This is a genomic window from Rhodanobacter sp. BL-MT-08, assembly GCF_054161255.1.
The window spans coordinates 2,233,240-2,248,184 of sequence record NZ_CP167872.1 but is presented as its reverse complement, the minus strand read 5'-3'; the positions used below and the strand labels follow the sequence as shown (position 1 = coordinate 2,248,184).

13 protein-coding genes and 1 other RNA gene are annotated in these 14,945 nt (G+C 59.0%); 6 read left to right on the top strand and 8 right to left on the bottom strand.

From position 1 onward, the window contains the following. The first annotated feature begins 73 nt into the window (after positions 1 to 73). The gene (smpB, locus tag ACDK93_RS09880; RefSeq protein WP_458068314.1) at positions 74 to 565 is read left to right on the top strand and encodes an SsrA-binding protein SmpB; all 492 of its coding nucleotides are present in this window, start codon (positions 74 to 76) and stop codon (positions 563 to 565) included. Positions 566 to 613: 48 nt separating this feature from the next. Here the strand turns inward: smpB and ACDK93_RS09875 are convergent, their stop codons facing one another. Beyond that, positions 614 to 1,657, bottom strand: a complete 1,044-nt coding sequence (locus ACDK93_RS09875; RefSeq protein ID WP_458068313.1) for a helix-turn-helix domain-containing protein — start codon at positions 1,655 to 1,657, stop codon at positions 614 to 616. A 148-nt stretch (positions 1,658 to 1,805) separates the two neighbouring features. Here ACDK93_RS09875 and ACDK93_RS09870 point away from each other — a divergent pair, with 148 nt between their 5' ends. Next, positions 1,806 to 2,690, top strand: a complete 885-nt coding sequence (locus ACDK93_RS09870) for a metal-dependent hydrolase (protein WP_458068312.1) — start codon at positions 1,806 to 1,808, stop codon at positions 2,688 to 2,690. 151 nt (positions 2,691 to 2,841) lie between these two features. Here the strand turns inward: ACDK93_RS09870 and ssrA are convergent. Then, positions 2,842 to 3,196, bottom strand: a transfer-messenger RNA (tmRNA) gene (gene ssrA / locus ACDK93_RS09865). Between the two features lie 288 nt (positions 3,197 to 3,484). Here ssrA and ACDK93_RS09860 point away from each other — a divergent pair. Both ACDK93_RS09860 and ACDK93_RS09855 read left to right on the top strand, forming a co-directional pair. After that, on the top strand, positions 3,485 to 3,808 hold the full coding sequence (locus ACDK93_RS09860; protein ID WP_179476699.1) for a c-type cytochrome: 324 nt from the start codon (positions 3,485 to 3,487) through the stop codon (positions 3,806 to 3,808). Between the two features lie 18 nt (positions 3,809 to 3,826). Further along, on the top strand, positions 3,827 to 4,180 hold the full coding sequence (locus ACDK93_RS09855) for a c-type cytochrome (protein ID WP_458068311.1): 354 nt from the start codon (positions 3,827 to 3,829) through the stop codon (positions 4,178 to 4,180). A gap of 91 nt (positions 4,181 to 4,271) precedes the next feature. Here ACDK93_RS09855 and ACDK93_RS09850 read toward each other — a convergent pair whose 3' ends face one another. After that, positions 4,272 to 4,880 (bottom strand): NfuA family Fe-S biogenesis protein, encoded by a 609-nt coding sequence (locus tag ACDK93_RS09850; protein WP_458068310.1) that lies wholly within the window; start codon positions 4,878 to 4,880, stop codon positions 4,272 to 4,274. A 149-nt stretch (positions 4,881 to 5,029) separates the two neighbouring features. Here ACDK93_RS09850 and ACDK93_RS09845 point away from each other — a divergent pair, with 149 nt between their 5' ends. Next, a complete protein-coding gene (locus ACDK93_RS09845; protein WP_458068309.1) occupies positions 5,030 to 5,371 on the top strand; it encodes a 4a-hydroxytetrahydrobiopterin dehydratase in 342 nt (113 codons plus the stop codon). On the opposite strand, the gene ACDK93_RS09840 is transcribed toward ACDK93_RS09845, so the two are convergent. Further along, positions 5,372 to 6,370, bottom strand: a complete 999-nt coding sequence (locus tag ACDK93_RS09840; RefSeq protein ID WP_458072414.1) for an RluA family pseudouridine synthase — start codon at positions 6,368 to 6,370, stop codon at positions 5,372 to 5,374. A gap of 337 nt (positions 6,371 to 6,707) precedes the next feature. Between ACDK93_RS09840 and ACDK93_RS09835 the strand changes: the two genes are divergently transcribed. Further along, positions 6,708 to 9,881, top strand: coding sequence for an Rne/Rng family ribonuclease (locus tag ACDK93_RS09835; RefSeq protein WP_458068308.1), 3,174 nt, complete (start codon positions 6,708 to 6,710; stop codon positions 9,879 to 9,881). 74 nt (positions 9,882 to 9,955) lie between these two features. On the opposite strand, the gene ACDK93_RS09830 is transcribed toward ACDK93_RS09835, so the two are convergent. The 4 genes from ACDK93_RS09830 to ACDK93_RS09815 form a co-directional block, all read right to left on the bottom strand. After that, positions 9,956 to 10,609 carry a response regulator gene (locus ACDK93_RS09830; protein WP_458068307.1) on the bottom strand — a complete coding sequence of 218 codons (654 nt, stop codon included), beginning with the start codon at positions 10,607 to 10,609 and terminating at the stop codon, positions 9,956 to 9,958. A 175-nt stretch (positions 10,610 to 10,784) separates the two neighbouring features. Further along, positions 10,785 to 11,096, bottom strand: a complete 312-nt coding sequence (locus ACDK93_RS09825; RefSeq protein ID WP_458068306.1) for a hypothetical protein — start codon at positions 11,094 to 11,096, stop codon at positions 10,785 to 10,787. Between the two features lie 1,115 nt (positions 11,097 to 12,211). Beyond that, positions 12,212 to 12,934: a hypothetical protein gene (locus ACDK93_RS09820; RefSeq protein WP_458068305.1), complete on the bottom strand. Its 723-nt coding sequence runs from the start codon at positions 12,932 to 12,934 to the stop codon at positions 12,212 to 12,214. A 960-nt stretch (positions 12,935 to 13,894) separates the two neighbouring features. Next, entirely contained in the window at positions 13,895 to 14,896 is a 1,002-nt protein-coding gene (locus ACDK93_RS09815; protein WP_458068304.1) for a DUF4238 domain-containing protein, read from the bottom strand. Between the last annotated feature and the right edge of the window lie 49 nt (positions 14,897 to 14,945).

The following is a 14,945-nucleotide window of genomic DNA, read 5'->3' as shown; positions in this document are numbered from 1 at the left end:
TCATATCACGCAGGATTCGACCCGATATGCGGTCGATCCGGCATCAGGGCAACTAGGCCCGAGTTTAACGGACATGGCTAAAGCGAAGGACAAAGACAGCAAGGGCGGCGGCACCATCGCGCTCAACAAACGCTCGCGTTTCGAATATCACATCGACCAGCGCTACGAGGCGGGCATCGCGCTGCAGGGCTGGGAGTTGAAAGCGCTGCGAGCGGGCCGCATCAACTTCGGCGAGAGCTACGCGGTCGCCAAGAATGCCGAGGTCTTTCTTGTCGGCGCATCGATCCCGCCGCTCATCAGCGCCTCGACTCACGTGATCGCCGAAGACCGGCGCACGCGCAAGCTGCTGCTCCACCGCAAGGAAATCGATCAACTGGTCGGCGCCGTCGAGCGCAAGGGCTACACCCTGGTTCCCACCGCCATGTACTGGAAGGGCAACAAGGTCAAGGTCGAAATCGGTCTGGCCCGGGGCAAGCAGGAGCACGACAAGCGCGACACCGAAAAACAGCGCGACTGGCAGATCGAAAAGCAGCGCACGATGCGCTCGCACAATCGCGGCGCCTGATCGAAAGCGGTGCTGATCGATGCCCGCTGGCTCGTCTGCGTTGACGCGCTATTTCGAGCGTACCCGGCGATAAGTCGCCGGCGGCAGCCCCGACCATTTTGAAAACGACTTGCTGAAAGTCGTGCGATCGGAAAAACCCAGCTTCAGGGCAATCGTGTCGATGTCCAGATCATGATCGGCAAGCATGCTCTTGGCCGCCTGAAACCGCGCCTGCGCCTGGATGGCGGCGAACGATCTGCCGCTTTTTTTGAGCCGGCGCTGCAGCGTGCGCGTCTGGATGCCCAGGCGCGACGACGCCTGCGCGACGGTCATCGCCGGCGAACGCCGAAGCATGCTCGAAAGCGTGTTTTCGAGACCGCCCGCTTCCTGCAGCCGCTGCAGCCGCTGGTCTAGCAGCAGCCGAATCTTGGCGTGCAGCGACGGTGAACTGCCGGGTATCGGGCGATCCAGCAATGCCAGCGGATGGCTGGCGCCGTCGAAGGTACCGCCGAAGCGAGGAGGCGCACCGAGCTGCTTTTCATAAGCCGCCAGGTTTGTCATCGGTTGATGCCGGAAAGTGACCTCGGGACAAGCATGCTGTCCCAGCAGTTGATGCAGCACGCGGTTCAGAACGACCAGCACGGTCTCGGTCAGTCCCGGAGAACTGACGAGAGCGCCTGAGGCATCGTGAAGCTCGAAAAAGATGGTGAAGCGCTCCGCGGCAATCTCGTATCTCGCCGTCATGCTGGGGTGGATGAAATGCGGCAGAAAATCCAGCAGCCACAGCGCCTCATGCAAGGAGCTGCAGGTGGCCAGGAACGTCTGTATCTCCGGCGTATGCTCGAAGGCGTAATGCTCGCCCAGGGCAAAGGGGAAATAGGCACGGATGGAGCGCTGGACGCCAAGATCCATCATCGTGGTTATCAGATGCACATCGCCCGGATCGCCCTCGTCCTGCACGTCCGACGTGCGAATGCCAACGTCCGCTAGCACCGACTCGATATCGAAGCCGCAAAGCGATGCGACTCTTGCCAGCAGAGAAACGTCACGAAGGGAAATGGAGCGGCCCGCCTTGTGATCGCCACTCTCGAAAGATTTGTCGATGTTTGCCATCGTCCGTTGCCTCGCCCGCACCAGAGTGTGCGGGCATCGACTCTAGCGCGACTGTCGCCAAAAGCCACGTTTTGGCGTCTGGTGGCATAGTACTGTCGTAAGCAACCACCTAGGCTTATCGCTGAGAAATAGCAGAGGAGAATCCGCCATGAGCGCGCAAGTCAGCTACAGCGAAACCATCGTGCCTCGCGAAAATCTCGACTTCAGGCTGGATGCGAGCATCCCCAAATACTGGTACCGCGGCGACGCCTATAAATCGCGCTACGTGGATGCCGTGCAACTGAGCTTCCCCGACGGCGAGCGCTACTTCATTACCTGCGTGCGGGCGTTCCGCGACCAGATCACAGACCCGGCGCTGCGCGTCGCCGTGCGCGACTTCACCCGCCAGGAAGGCCAGCACGGCATGGCGCATACGCGCTACAACAAGTTGCTGGAAGCGCAGGGCCTGCCGATCGAGAATTTGCTTGATCAAATCAAGGCTCTGATCGCGCGACGCATGCGCATCTACTCGCCGCAGTTCAATCTGGCGCTGACGGCGGCAGCCGAGCACTTCACCGCGATGCTGGCCGAGGCGTTTTTCGCCAAGGTGTCGACGACCGAAGGAATGCATCCACGCATGCGTGCCATGCTGGCCTGGCATGCCATCGAGGAAATGGAGCACAAGTCAGTAGCCTTCGATGTCATGCGCAAGATCGCCAAAGTCGGCTACTGGAAGCGCGTGGCCGCCATGGTGGTGTTTACCAAGGACATCCTGGGCATCTCGTATTCGATAACCAACCGCATGCTCAAGGCCGACGGTTACACCGGACCGCAGCGGCTGTGGCTGCATATAAAGAATATTGCATGGATCCATGGCCCCCGAAAAGGCGTCTTCGGCGCTTTGACGCCCAAACTGCTGGCCTACTTCAAACCCGGCTTTCATCCGAACGATCAACCGGTGATCCATAACTACCGCAGCTGGGTGGATACCTACGAGCGGACCGGCAGCCCGGCTCTTGCCTGCGAGGCTCTGCTCGCTGCTGCCTATCTTTGAAGGCTTCGTACCGACGAATTTTCGGGACCATCGTTGCCCCTGATGTCGGTAAACATCGCCAAAGCGTCACTTTATAGAATCCGATTCGCGCCGTTCAAAGAGCAACAAAAAAGAAAACCCCTAAGCGCGTCGAACGCTTAGGGGCTGTTGTTGGTGGAGGTGGCGGGAGTCGAACCCGCGTCCGAGAGCGTTCAACGCCCGGATCTACATGCTTAGCTCAACGTTCGATCTCGTTCCGCGACAAGCACGATGGGCAAAGCGCACCGCGGAACCAGCCTGATTGATTTGACCTAGAACCGCCAGGCGGCAGCGTTCGGCGATCTCGTGATAATGACCCTACACCTACAAGCACGAGCACAAGTGGGTTCGGGGCTTACGCCTTAAGCGGCGAGAGCGTAGTTGTCGTCGTTGGCAACTAGAAGTTTGCTGCTGGATTTACGAGGAAAGCTGCCCCCTCGGCATGCACCAAGTCATCTCACTACCCCCGTCGAAGCCAGAACACCCCCGGGGAAAACGATTCAACCTTTCGATTATATGGGGACAATGGCTCGATCATCAATCGAATCGGTGTAGGCCGGGCAGCCGATGCGTAAAAATCTCTGAAAAAAGAGCGCCGCTCTCGCGGCGACGCGCGTGTATCTATCCCCTACGCACGTCCAGGCAGGCAAACAACATGCGCACTTCAATCGGCTATGCGGCGAAACCCGCAGGACTGTTGTTCGGGCCACGACGCAGCCTCTATACTCGGCCGCTTACATGACCGCGACTCCGCCGCAATCGTGAGACCGATCTCGATGACTCGACTGCAACTACTCAGCTTGGCCGCGGCCACTGCTCTTCTTGCCACCGCGGGTGCTCATGCGGCGGGTGATAAGGCCGCCGGCAAGAAACTGGTTTACACCTGCGCCGGATGTCATGGCGTCCCGGGCTATAGCAATGCGTATCCGCAGTATCCGGTACCGAAGATTGCGGGGCAGAATGAGCAGTACATCATCAACGCCCTGCACGGATATCAAAGCGGTGACCGCACGCATCCGACCATGGGGGCACAGGCGCAGAGTCTGTCCGACACGGACATTCAGAACGTTGCCGCTTATCTTTCCAGTCTCGCCCAGTAATCGCCAAGGACTTTACGCATGAACCGTGCGCTTACCCTGCTCTCCTTCGGCGCCATCCTGGCGTTTGCATCCACGCAGCTGCTGGCCAGCGGTAATGCCGAGAATGGCAAAAAGAAGGCCGGTACTTGCTTCGCCTGCCACGGCGTCGACGGCAATGCGGTCGATCCTCAGTACCCACGCCTGGCCGGTCAGTACGACGAGTACATCCAGCAGGCGCTGCATGAGTACAAAGACGGACGTCGCAACAACGCCATCATGAAAGGCATGGATGCGACCCTGTCCGACCAGGATATCGAAGACATCGCCGCTTATTTCTCAAGCCTTCCCACCAAGCTGGACACCCTGCAGGGGCACGTCAGCGGCGACAAATAATTGCGCCAGTCGATGGGCGACGAAATCGAAAAGGCCCGCGATTGCGGGCCTTTTCATTGGGAGCTCTTCCTAACGATGCCGCAAGGATGACTCAACCAAGCGCAGAACGGCCTTCGGTCTTGCTGTAGTACGGCTTTTCGCCACCCGAGTGATCGGTGGCATCCCGCACTGCCGTGATTTCGGGCACGCGTTCGCGCAAGGTCTTTTCCACGCCCTGCTTGAGCGTCACGTCGACCATACCGCAGCCGTGGCAGCCGCCACCGAACTGCAGCAATACCACTCCTTCCGCATCGATTTCCAGCAGCGTCACGCGCCCGCCGTGAGATGCCAGCTGCGGGTTGATCTCCGCTTCGAGCACGTAGCGCACGCGCTCAATCAGACCCGACTCGGCGCCCGGGATGTCGCCCTTGATCTTGGGCGCGCGGATATTGAGCTGCCCGCCGGTGGCATTGGTCTCGAAATCGATCGTGGCGCCTTCCAGCCAGCGGGCGCTGTCGCCATCGATATGGAAATCAAACCCTTTGCACTCGATGGTCCACTCGCCACCCTGCAGATCCGCCGGCTCGCAGAATTCGAGCTCGCAGTTGGCTCCCGCCGTGCCGGGCTGGGTGACGCGCAGCCGGATACTCATGCCATCGCCGCCCTGCTGCGAGAGCAATCGCAGAAAATGCTGTTGGGCGCGCTCTGAGATTTCGATCATGTCTACTCCGCAAATGTCGATCAACGCCCGCCGTCGTTGCACAGGCGAAACAGCACCATTTTAGTCCTGTTTCGACGCCGATGCGCGCCTTTGACTTTCCGGCATTCACACTCAACGCTTCGCAGCTCTTTCAGTCCCAGGAGATACCCATGACAGCCAACGATCTGAGCACACAGCATTGCCAGCCCCTGAAGGGCAAGGAACACACACTGGACGCCGCAAAAGTGGCTACGCTGCTCAAGCAGCTGCCGGGCTGGAAACTCAGCGACAACAAGCAAGCCATCATCAAGGACTTCAAGTTCGAGGACTTCCATCGCACCCTGGGCTTTATCAATGCAGTGGGCTTCATGGCCAACCATGAAGATCACCATCCGGACATTGAGGCCGGCTACGGCCACTGCCGGTTGCTGTGGTCGACGCACGATGTCGGCGGCCTGTCGCTGAACGACTTTATCTGCGCGGCGCGGGTCGAACAGCTGCTCGCACGCTAGTTAAAAGTCGGTGCGGGACTTGGGCAGGGTATAGATCAACCGCTTACCTTTGACCGCAAGTACGTCGAGAAAGTCCTTCAGGTCGTCCGGCAGCGGGGCGGAAAAACTGTATGAGCGATCCTCCAGCTCGAAGCTCAGGTGGGCCGCGTGCAGGAACATCCGGTTCAGTCCCATGTCCTTGAACCGCTTGTTCATCTCTTTATCGCCGTACTTGGGATCACCCGCAAGCGGATGCCCGATATGGGCGGCGTGGACGCGAATCTGATGAGTGCGCCCCGTGCCCAGCTGCGCCTGCATCAGACGCGCGGCCGGGTATTGCTCCATTTCACGGAAAAACGTCAGTGACGGTTTGCCATTGTCGGCTACCCGCACCATCCGCTCGCCGCCCTGCATGACTGACTTGAGCAACGGCGCGTTGACGTCAAACTTGGCCTTTGACGGGTGACCGAGCATCAAACAAAGGTACTGCTTGGTGACCTCGCCACCCCGGATCAGCGCCTGCAGTCCGGTCAGCCCCGACCGAGTCTTGGCGAAAACCAGCACACCGCTGGTGTCGCGATCGAGCCGATGCACCAGCTCAAGGTGCTCCTGCGGCCGCGCAGCGCGAAGCAGCTCGATGGCGCCATGACTCACGCCGCTGCCGCCGTGGCTGGCAATGCCGGCAGGCTTGTCGATCACCAGAAAGTGTTTGTCCTCGAAAATGATGGCGTCGGCCACCTGCGCCACCATGCCGGTCGCAGGCCCCTTGCCCTCGGGTCGCTCGGCCACGCGGACTGGCGGAATGCGCAGCATGTCGCCGTCGGTGAGACGGGTATCGGGCTTGGCCCGCTTGCCGTTCACGCGCACCTGGCCAGTACGGAGCAGCCGGTAAATCATGCTCTTGGGCACGCCCTTGAGCAGGGTAACCAGCGCGTTGTCGATCCGCTGGCCGTCGCGCTCGGGACCGATCGCTACTTGACGTACACCTTGAGGTGCGTCGGGGGAAGTTGCCGTCTGCATTGAAAAAAACCTGGTGAAATAGGATACTCGGCGGGCGCCACATTTTGCCCACCGATGTCTGGATCGGGTCGAATGACGGCCCGTCACGTCGGCGAGGATTGCGGCGGTTGCCCGATTGGCATCCGGCCTCGACTCCCTTTCATCGTAACGGTTCGGGCTGCCGTTGTCCGGTGCCATCGGGCATTGAGGCGGCAGGCGTAGTTGACCGAATCATCCCGGCGCCGGTATCGGCGCTGGTCATTTTTGCCGCTTAACCGCTGCGGCGCGATCCCCGGCAGGCCGCCATTCGCAGGCGCCACCGGGGCGCGCGACGCGCGGAAAGGCTGAGGAAACCACCATGAAACGTATGTTGATCAACGCGACTCAGCGTGAAGAGTTGCGCGTGGCCATTGTCGATGGCCAGAACCTGTACGACCTTGATATCGAAATCCCTTCGCGGGAACAGAAAAAATCCAATATTTACAAGGGCCGCATCACCCGCGTTGAAGCATCACTTGAAGCCTGTTTCGTCGAATACGGCGCCGAACGCCACGGCTTTCTGCCGATCAAGGAAATTTCCCGCGACTATTTCACCACCGGACTGGACCCGCACAAGGCCAGCATCCGCGAGCTGATCAAGGAAGGCCAGGAAGTCGTCGTCCAGGTCGAGAAGGAAGAGCGCGGCAACAAGGGCGCGGCGCTGACCACCTTCATCAGCCTGGCCGGCCGCTACATGGTGCTGATGCCGAACAACCCCAAAGCCGGCGGCGTCTCGCGCCGGATCGAGGGCGAAGACCGGCAGGCATTGAAAGAAGCGCTCGATCACGTCACCGTGCCCGACGACGTCGGCCTGATCGTTCGCACCGCCGGCCTGGGCCGCGATGCCGAAGAGCTGCAGTGGGACCTGGACTATCTGCTGCAGCTGTGGAAATCGATCTCCACGGCGGCCATGTCGCAGAAAGCGCCTTTCCTGATCTATCAGGAGTCCAAGCTGTTCATTCGCGCGCTGCGCGACTATCTGCGCACGGACATCGGCGAAATTCTGGTCGACGAGGAGTCGCTCTACAACGACGCCCGCGATTTCATGCAGCAGGTGATGCCCAACGCCCTGCGCAAGCTCAAGCTGTACAAAGACGACACACCGCTGTTCACCCGCTACCAGATCGAAACCCAGATCGAAAACGCCTTCGATCGCCAGGTGCGCCTGCCCTCCGGTGGCTCCATCGTCATCGATCAGACCGAAGCGCTCACCGCGGTCGACGTCAACTCCTCGAAGGCCACCAAGGGCAGCGACATCGAGGAAACCGCGTTCAATACCAACTGCGAGGCGGTGGTGGAAATCGCCCGCCAGCTGCGTATTCGCGATGCCGGCGGCCTGATCGTGCTCGACCTGATCGACATGGACAGCCCGAAGCATCAGCGCGACGTGGAAGACAAGCTCAAGGATGCACTGAAGCACGATCGCGCCCGCGTGCAGGTCGGCCGCATCTCGCGCTTCGGCCTGCTCGAAATGTCGCGCCAGCGCCTGCGCCCCAGCCTTGGTGAAGCGTCGCAGATCGTCTGTCCGCGCTGCGAGGGCCAGGGCCACATCCGCGGCGTTGAGTCGCTGGCGCTATCGACCCTGCGCCTGATCGAAGAGCACGCCATGAAGGAAAACACCGGCCAGGTGCTGGTGCAGGCGCCGTCCAGCGTCGTCAACTTCCTGCTCAACGAAAAGCGCGCCAGCGTGGTCGAGATCGAAATGCGCCACAAGGTGCATGTCATGATCATCGCCGATGAGAAGCTGCAGACGCCGCACATCGAGATCCAGCGCATCCGCGAAGCGGACATGGGCGAGCACAGCAAGCCAAGCTACGAGCGCCTGACCGCGGTCGAGTCGACCGCACTGCCAAAGATGGGCCAGACGCTCGGCAGCAGCGAACAGCCCGCCGTGAGCGGCATCATGCCCGCCAGCCCCGCGCCGGTGCGGGAGGAAGTCGCCGAAACCACTGTCGCCAAAGCGCCCGCCGCCGTCCGGCAGCCCCGCGTCGCACCGGCGCCGGCGCCCGCCTCCGGGGGGCTTGTCTCGCGTGTCCTTGGCTGGTTTCGTGGTGCCGAAACGCCCGCTCCCGCACCGGCTCCCCAGCAGCGGCCAGAAGGCAAAGACGCATCGCGCGACGGCCGCCGTGACGAGCGCTCAGCGCGCGGCAACAACGGCCAGAGCGGCTCTCGCCAGCAGCAGCCGCGCCGCGATTCGTCGCCGCAAAACGCACCGAAGAATGGCTCCCAGCAGCAGCCGAAAAACAACCGTCAGCGCAACAACGACGGCCAGCAGTCGCGCCAGCCGCCGCCGCAATCACAAGCCGCCAAGACCGAGCGGCAGCCGAAGCCAGCCAGCGTCGACGGCAATCAGCCGCGTGCCGAACGCAAGCCCAACCCGTCTCAACAGCCCAAAGCCGAGCTCCAGCCGCGCCCTGTCCTGGCCGAGCAGGCATCGAACGAAGCGACGGCGACAACGCTCACCGATGCAGCGGAAACCGCCGCAAAAGACGCCCAGCTGATCGCGACCCCGATTCAGTCCGCAGCGCCAGAGTCCGGCGCGCAGGAACTTGACGCTGACGGAAGCCAGTCGCGCCGCCGCCGCGGCCGTCGCGGCGGTCGTCGCCGGCGCCGGCATGACGAAACCGCCTCGGCGGGAACATCCTTGGATACCTCCGAAGCGGCCGGACTCGACGATGAAGATCGCAACGACCCGACGGAGAAATCAGAACTGCCGAGGCCGGCCGCTCCGCGCGAGGCCAGGCCCGCGTCCGCTGCACCGGCGGTCGCTGGACATAGTCATGCTGTTCAGGCCGTGAGCGAGCCAGGTCAGATCGCTGAGCGCGCATATGCCTCGGCCAGCCTGAATGATGTCCAGACGGCAATTGCTCCAGCCTCGTCAGAGGCTGTTGCGCTCGCGACACCAAAAAGCGATGTCCTCATGGATGACGTGGCCCCCACGAGTCTGCCGACAGGCAGCAGCTTCAATCTGCCCACCCTTCCGCCGATTCCTGAGCAGACGGGTGCTGCCACGTCCTCCGAGTTGGTGAATCACGCGCACCAAGTGACCGTCGCGGCGAAGCCAGAGCCCACCCCGGCGGATGCAGCCTATGCCTTGCGTTCGGCACCGGGTAATGAGGCGCCGGAAGAGTCAAACACGCTTTCAGCGCCGTTTGCCGATGCCGTGCTCGATCCGCCGGTGGCCGCCGCATTTGCCGACCTCAACGAAAACACCGACCGTGCCACGTCGGTTAATCTGGCAAGAGATTCCGAATCGGTGATTACGCATTCGCACGAGACGCAGCCCATTGCTGCGAACGCTGCCGCAGGCGAAGTACGTACGGAGGCTCCCAGCGATATCAAGGCCCATGAGCCCGTAGTCGCGCTGCCAAAGCAGGGCGACCTGCTCGCGAACACCACGCATCGCGTCGATGCCACGAGCTTCGAGAAGTCCGAGGCTGAGCCGACCAGGGATACGTACCTGCACGAACCCAAGGACGACTCCAGCGTCTGATCGAAAGGTTGTTCAAAAAAAACCGGGCCAAGGCCCGGTTTTTTTCTGTCCCATCCTCGGACAATGAAGCAGGTTCAGCTGGCTGCTTGCTGACCGGGCGTATCGAGCAAGCCGTGCACGGTCATCAGGTGAGCGAGGCTCAGCACGTGGTCGACGCGAAGCTTCTCCATCAGGCGCTGCTTGTAGGTAGACACGGTTTTTGGGCTCAGGTTGAGTTGTTCACCGATCGTGGTCAGCGGCTTGCCTCGCACCAGCATCATGGCCACTTCCAGCTCGCGGCTGGAAAGCACATCGAAAGGCGAGGTGTTTCCATCCAGTGTGGCAAGCGCGAGCTGCTGCGCCACGGAGGGTGCGAGGTAGCGCCTGCCGGCCGCCACTTGGCGAACCGCAGAAACCAATTCCTCCGAGGTGCATCCCTTGGTCAGATAACCCAGGGCGCCGGCATCAAGAAGCCGCTTTGGAAAGCGCGCATCGTCCACCACCGTAACGATTACCACGTGGGTAGACATCTTGCCGCGACACACGCGCTCGGTGAGTTCCACGCCGCTCATGCCCGGCATATGCACGTCGACCAAGGCTATATCCGGCGCCAGCGTCCGAATGAGGCGCAGCCCCTCTTCGGCATTTTTCGCTTCGCCAACGACGCTGATGTCGGCATGCTGCTGAAGAATCATGCGAAAGCCGGTGCGTACCAGCTCGTGATCATCCACTAGAACAATATTGATCATGTCATCGCTCCTTGAATAGTTAGACTGCTTCCCTTCTGACGATGCCCGGCACGCCTGGCCCCAGGCGTCACCTGTGTCTGCTCCACAACGCCATATTGCAGACGGCGGGCTCTCAGCCACGTTTCATGGTTCAACGCTTGCCGATGATCCGGCGCCGTGCCACTGCGATTCAAGGTCAGGCGGCCATGACATCATTGGCCGGGGATTCTGGCGCATCAAGATAACGGGCCAACACCAGCGTAGAAGCCGGCCCGGGCATCTCCACGCGGAGAGGGCGACCACTGCGCAGATGTTCGTCGTGAGCTACTTCCTTCGCCAGCGCAATAGCCGCCTCCAGCTGCAGATCACTGAACAAAGTGACGTGCGCGCGGGTGACGTTCCAATTGCCGGTTCGCCCCGGCTTTAGCGAAATGATCACCATTGCATCAACCCCGTCCCCGACAAGTTCAATAGAAACGGCGCAAAGCCGTTCGCCTTCGTCACTCAAGCACTTAATGTGCCACGTCCCAAGCCCACGATCTGTCGGCCGCAGCCCACATGCTTCGTCCGGTAATACCAGCTAAAGCGCACAGCAAAGCCGCCAGCCGTGGACGCGTCGCGTCAGAATACGACCAGGTTCGAGCCTTATTCGGCTGACAGATTCCTTGGTAAAACGTAAGCTTCAATCATCCGCACCAAATTCTGCACAAAAAAAATCGCCGCAAGGCGATTTTTTTTCTAGCCTCAGCGCGTTCGCGCTGAGACGGTGTAATGGTGCCAAGAGGAGACCCAATAAAATATATATGTTATTGATTTAAATAGTTATAAGGTACGTAAAGGAAATATTTATACCCACGCTTGTACCCAAAAGCAAAGCGCTGCCCAGCGAGCTCACCTCGGTATCGAAGATCACGCTACTGCGAAGAAAGTGAGTCCGTGTTTGGGCATCGAACCGGCAATACTTGAGACACGTCTTGCATCCTGCTCAACCAACGCCCCACCCAGATAAAATTCAATAGTCGCCCTGCCCTAGCGTCCGAAATCGGCCAGAAGCGGACGTTGAACGCCTGAGTTTAGAGGCGAGGAAGCCGTTTGCTTTGGACGAATGGTTAGGGTGCGGTGCTATTTAATTTCATGATCTACACATGGATTAGTTGACTGGCTTGGCATCAATTGACGAATCGAAATAGTTAAGCCCCATGCTTTGACGGCTTGGAAGAGCACCGTCACGTTAGGTCCATACTTGACGCACAGACTGGAGTTGGTCAGCCAATTTAGTCCGACCGCCGCATCTTCCCCAGGGAGAGATGGTGCATCGTTGTCTTCGAAACTTAAGATGACAATTGGCCGACGTCCTCTTGGTTGCTTCAAAGCTAAATCGGTCCACTTAGCCGCCGCCCCGAAACCGCCAGTTTCGTTCGTTTCCGCGAGTGCAATGACCTAGCCATTTGGAGACGCAGCTTTGGTGGACCAAATTGGTGGGTCGGGAGCAACACCGCAGCCGAACAGCAATAATGTGATTGCGAGAATTGCGATTCGTACGATCCGTCGTATTTTCATAGAAACTAACACCTGAATTAAGCAGAACCGCGAAGCGATTTCGGCTTTAATGAATTGTTAGGCTCACAGCGACTGAATCTTATCGGCAATGATGTCTCGGCCAGTGTAGCCATCAACGAAGTTAAACCCAGTATGCAGCTGCCAAAGAGCGCGCAAGAATGGCTTTGAGTCATCCGAGGTCACATCAAGGTTTTTAGAACGGAGTATCCATGCCGCCACAGACTTAAGCCTGGAATAGCCAGTCATATTGCGAGGCTCGACTGCTGCGAGGGCAAACTGCAGCTCGTTATGTAGGATCTCAAGCTCCGCGGCGATCTCTTTGAGCCAATACTCATTGAGCCCATTTGCAACGCCGTACCAGCGACTGTCCCCAGATGCGGTGTCATTACCGAAGAATGAACGAAATGCGCCCTGATTTAAGAGCTCTTCTGGAAGGCCCGCATCATAAGAACGCACAACCATTGAGAGATACGCTCTTATCAAGTTGATCTTCGTATCTCTGAAAGTCTCGGCCAAATGAGCAAGGACGCGCCGTCTCTTTCGCTCTTCCGGCAGGCGAACAAACAAGAAGTAGGTGAAAACTGCGGAAACTACGCCAGCAGACAGATTAAAGACGGTTTGATTGCCGGTGGGTAGCTGGGTAAGCCAGTCTCCAAGCAGCGAGTGTCGCAGCTGAGGGATCAGTGGGTCATCACTGGTCTTGAGCATCACCACAGCTGTTACGACACCGAGTAGCAGCAAGGCTATATCGCTTTTGTAATGTCGAATTCGCTGCATGGCTTTCATGTGAGCCTAACGCTGGAGTTAAGCGGCGCCGGAGGCATCCGCCTTGAACGAATTGTTAGCGCCCACTAGCACCTTTTATGAGAACCGCTACGAGCGCACCGACAAAGGAAGATGCGACGCCAATGAGCATGACGGCCCACCAGCGGAGTTCTTGCCTTCTGGCAATTGCTTGAGTGTGCAACTTAACGGCCACGTCCACCAATGAAAGAATTTGCTCTGAGGAAAGCGGGCGACGCGAGATATGATTGCGGCGATCTCGTGGAACAGCTCGAAGCTGCTCAAGCGTCATCTCTTCTCTAGTTCTTGTGTTGTACACGCGAGGCTGCGCACGTCTTAACGCGAGAGTTTGAAAGCCTGCATTACCGACTCCGGCCCGAAAGAACTCTGGATGTTCATTGAACACGAGTAGCCAACTGTCAGCGCTCTTTGGCTTCTCCCCCAGAATCCTAGCCCATGACTGGACCTTTCGGCCCGAGTACCGATAAGTACCCATAACTTGGATCGCAGCAATCAAGTCCGCAAGACGATGCTGGTGTGCGATGTATGGCGATTGGCGCTCGATCATTCCGCATGTCTCATCTGGGCGCTAACGCTGGAGTTAAGCGGCGGCGAAGCCGTCCGCCTTGAACGAGTGGTTACCCACGCGCTCACGTGGCTCGATGCGGCTGAGCTTTTTGACGCTGCCCATGCTATGAGCGCTTTTTAGCTTCGTTCCGTCTGACGTTGTGGCTTCCATGGAGCTCAGCATACCGCCAGACGGAGCCACAGCGAAGGCTCAAAAGGATCGTCGACCGACCACATGCATTTGTTGTTATCCGGCGAGCACGGGCGCAACCGCTGGTATCAGCTGGTGGCTGGTCAGCGTGCACTTTTGAACGTCCGGTCCATCTGGCCCGGGTTTTCGGTTCGGGAGTGCACGCTCCGGATCGGAAGCAAGAGCAGCTGTCCATGTGAGCATCGCTACGTTTGTTCGGCCTTGGTTTGCTCGGCGTGCCAGTTTGACCAAACCTCCCGGTCCGCCTTATGGAGCTCCGAATCAACGGTTCTTGCCCGAACCTGACGGATGTCGAATATCTCTTTGGCAAAAACATATCGATCAGCATGTTCGATGATGAGACGCCCAACCCTTGCGCTGGTGGCATGATCTAGCCGGTGATCTCGGGGAGGTCGTCGTCCACCGCAACGGTGAAGTAAATGGGTTGGGGAAAGTGGTAGGAGTACATCCCCATTTTGCACATCCCACCCACCGCCGAAGTCATATCGCTCGTCATCGATATGGTTCAATCTGATTAGCGGATCGTCGGACGTCGGCCAAGAACAACCAGGTGCAGCCTTAAGAATTGCCCACCCCTTGTAGGGTATCTTCGTTATGGTACTGGTCAGCAAAGACCGCAAGGACCAATGCCACAGCGCGCGCCCTAAGACAGTCTCGACCCTTAAACCAGCTTGGCCGTCTCCCTTATCGTCTATCGAAACCTTAAGAGGAAATCTACTTGAATTCGTAAACTGTACTGGACGAGCGGACAATTTTCCTTGGCTGACTTTGTTTACTGCATCCTGGATCGTCTTATCGAGTATTTGCGGCATTACTTGTGTCTGCCTGAGCAGAAATTGTCGCAATGCAGTCGGCGTTCTCAGGTCTTGTGCAACTGCAAAGCGCACCAACTTCCTCCAGTCATCGGTAGTTAGTCGTTGATCGGTGACCGCACGTGTGATCGCTAGTTCGGCAGGAGCTTCAAACTCGCTATCCAGCCATCGTTCTAGATCGTCAGTCTCTGTTCCCCCCGCGATCTGTGTATACAGATGTTGATGAAAGGCGATCCCCTTCAAAGAGTGGCGCTTCCACAGCGGAACTCTGTGGTGAGGAACCAAAAGGCTGTAGGTCGGGATCGTACCGTTGGTTGCCCACTGCCTAAGGTAGACTTGCGGCACGTAGTGATTGTCTTTGTGCAACTGCTGCATAGATGTTCATCACCTGACTACACGCCAACTTCTATCGCGCCTTGCGAGC

Coding starts and splice junctions, on each gene's coding strand:
- smpB (WP_458068314.1), top strand. CDS start 74: ATGGCTAAAGCGAAGGACAAAGACAGCAAGGGCGGCGGCACCATCGCG.
- ACDK93_RS09875 (WP_458068313.1), bottom strand. CDS start 1,657: ATGGCAAACATCGACAAATCTTTCGAGAGTGGCGATCACAAGGCGGGC.
- ACDK93_RS09850 (WP_458068310.1), bottom strand. CDS start 4,880: ATGATCGAAATCTCAGAGCGCGCCCAACAGCATTTTCTGCGATTGCTC.
- ACDK93_RS09870 (WP_458068312.1), top strand. CDS start 1,806: ATGAGCGCGCAAGTCAGCTACAGCGAAACCATCGTGCCTCGCGAAAAT.
- ACDK93_RS09845 (WP_458068309.1), top strand. CDS start 5,030: ATGACAGCCAACGATCTGAGCACACAGCATTGCCAGCCCCTGAAGGGC.
- ACDK93_RS09840 (WP_458072414.1), bottom strand. CDS start 6,370: ATGCAGACGGCAACTTCCCCCGACGCACCTCAAGGTGTACGTCAAGTA.
- ACDK93_RS09855 (WP_458068311.1), top strand. CDS start 3,827: ATGAACCGTGCGCTTACCCTGCTCTCCTTCGGCGCCATCCTGGCGTTT.
- ACDK93_RS09815 (WP_458068304.1), bottom strand. CDS start 14,896: ATGCAGCAGTTGCACAAAGACAATCACTACGTGCCGCAAGTCTACCTT.
- ACDK93_RS09860 (WP_179476699.1), top strand. CDS start 3,485: ATGACTCGACTGCAACTACTCAGCTTGGCCGCGGCCACTGCTCTTCTT.
- ACDK93_RS09830 (WP_458068307.1), bottom strand. CDS start 10,609: ATGATCAATATTGTTCTAGTGGATGATCACGAGCTGGTACGCACCGGC.
- ACDK93_RS09835 (WP_458068308.1), top strand. CDS start 6,708: ATGAAACGTATGTTGATCAACGCGACTCAGCGTGAAGAGTTGCGCGTG.
- ACDK93_RS09820 (WP_458068305.1), bottom strand. CDS start 12,934: ATGAAAGCCATGCAGCGAATTCGACATTACAAAAGCGATATAGCCTTG.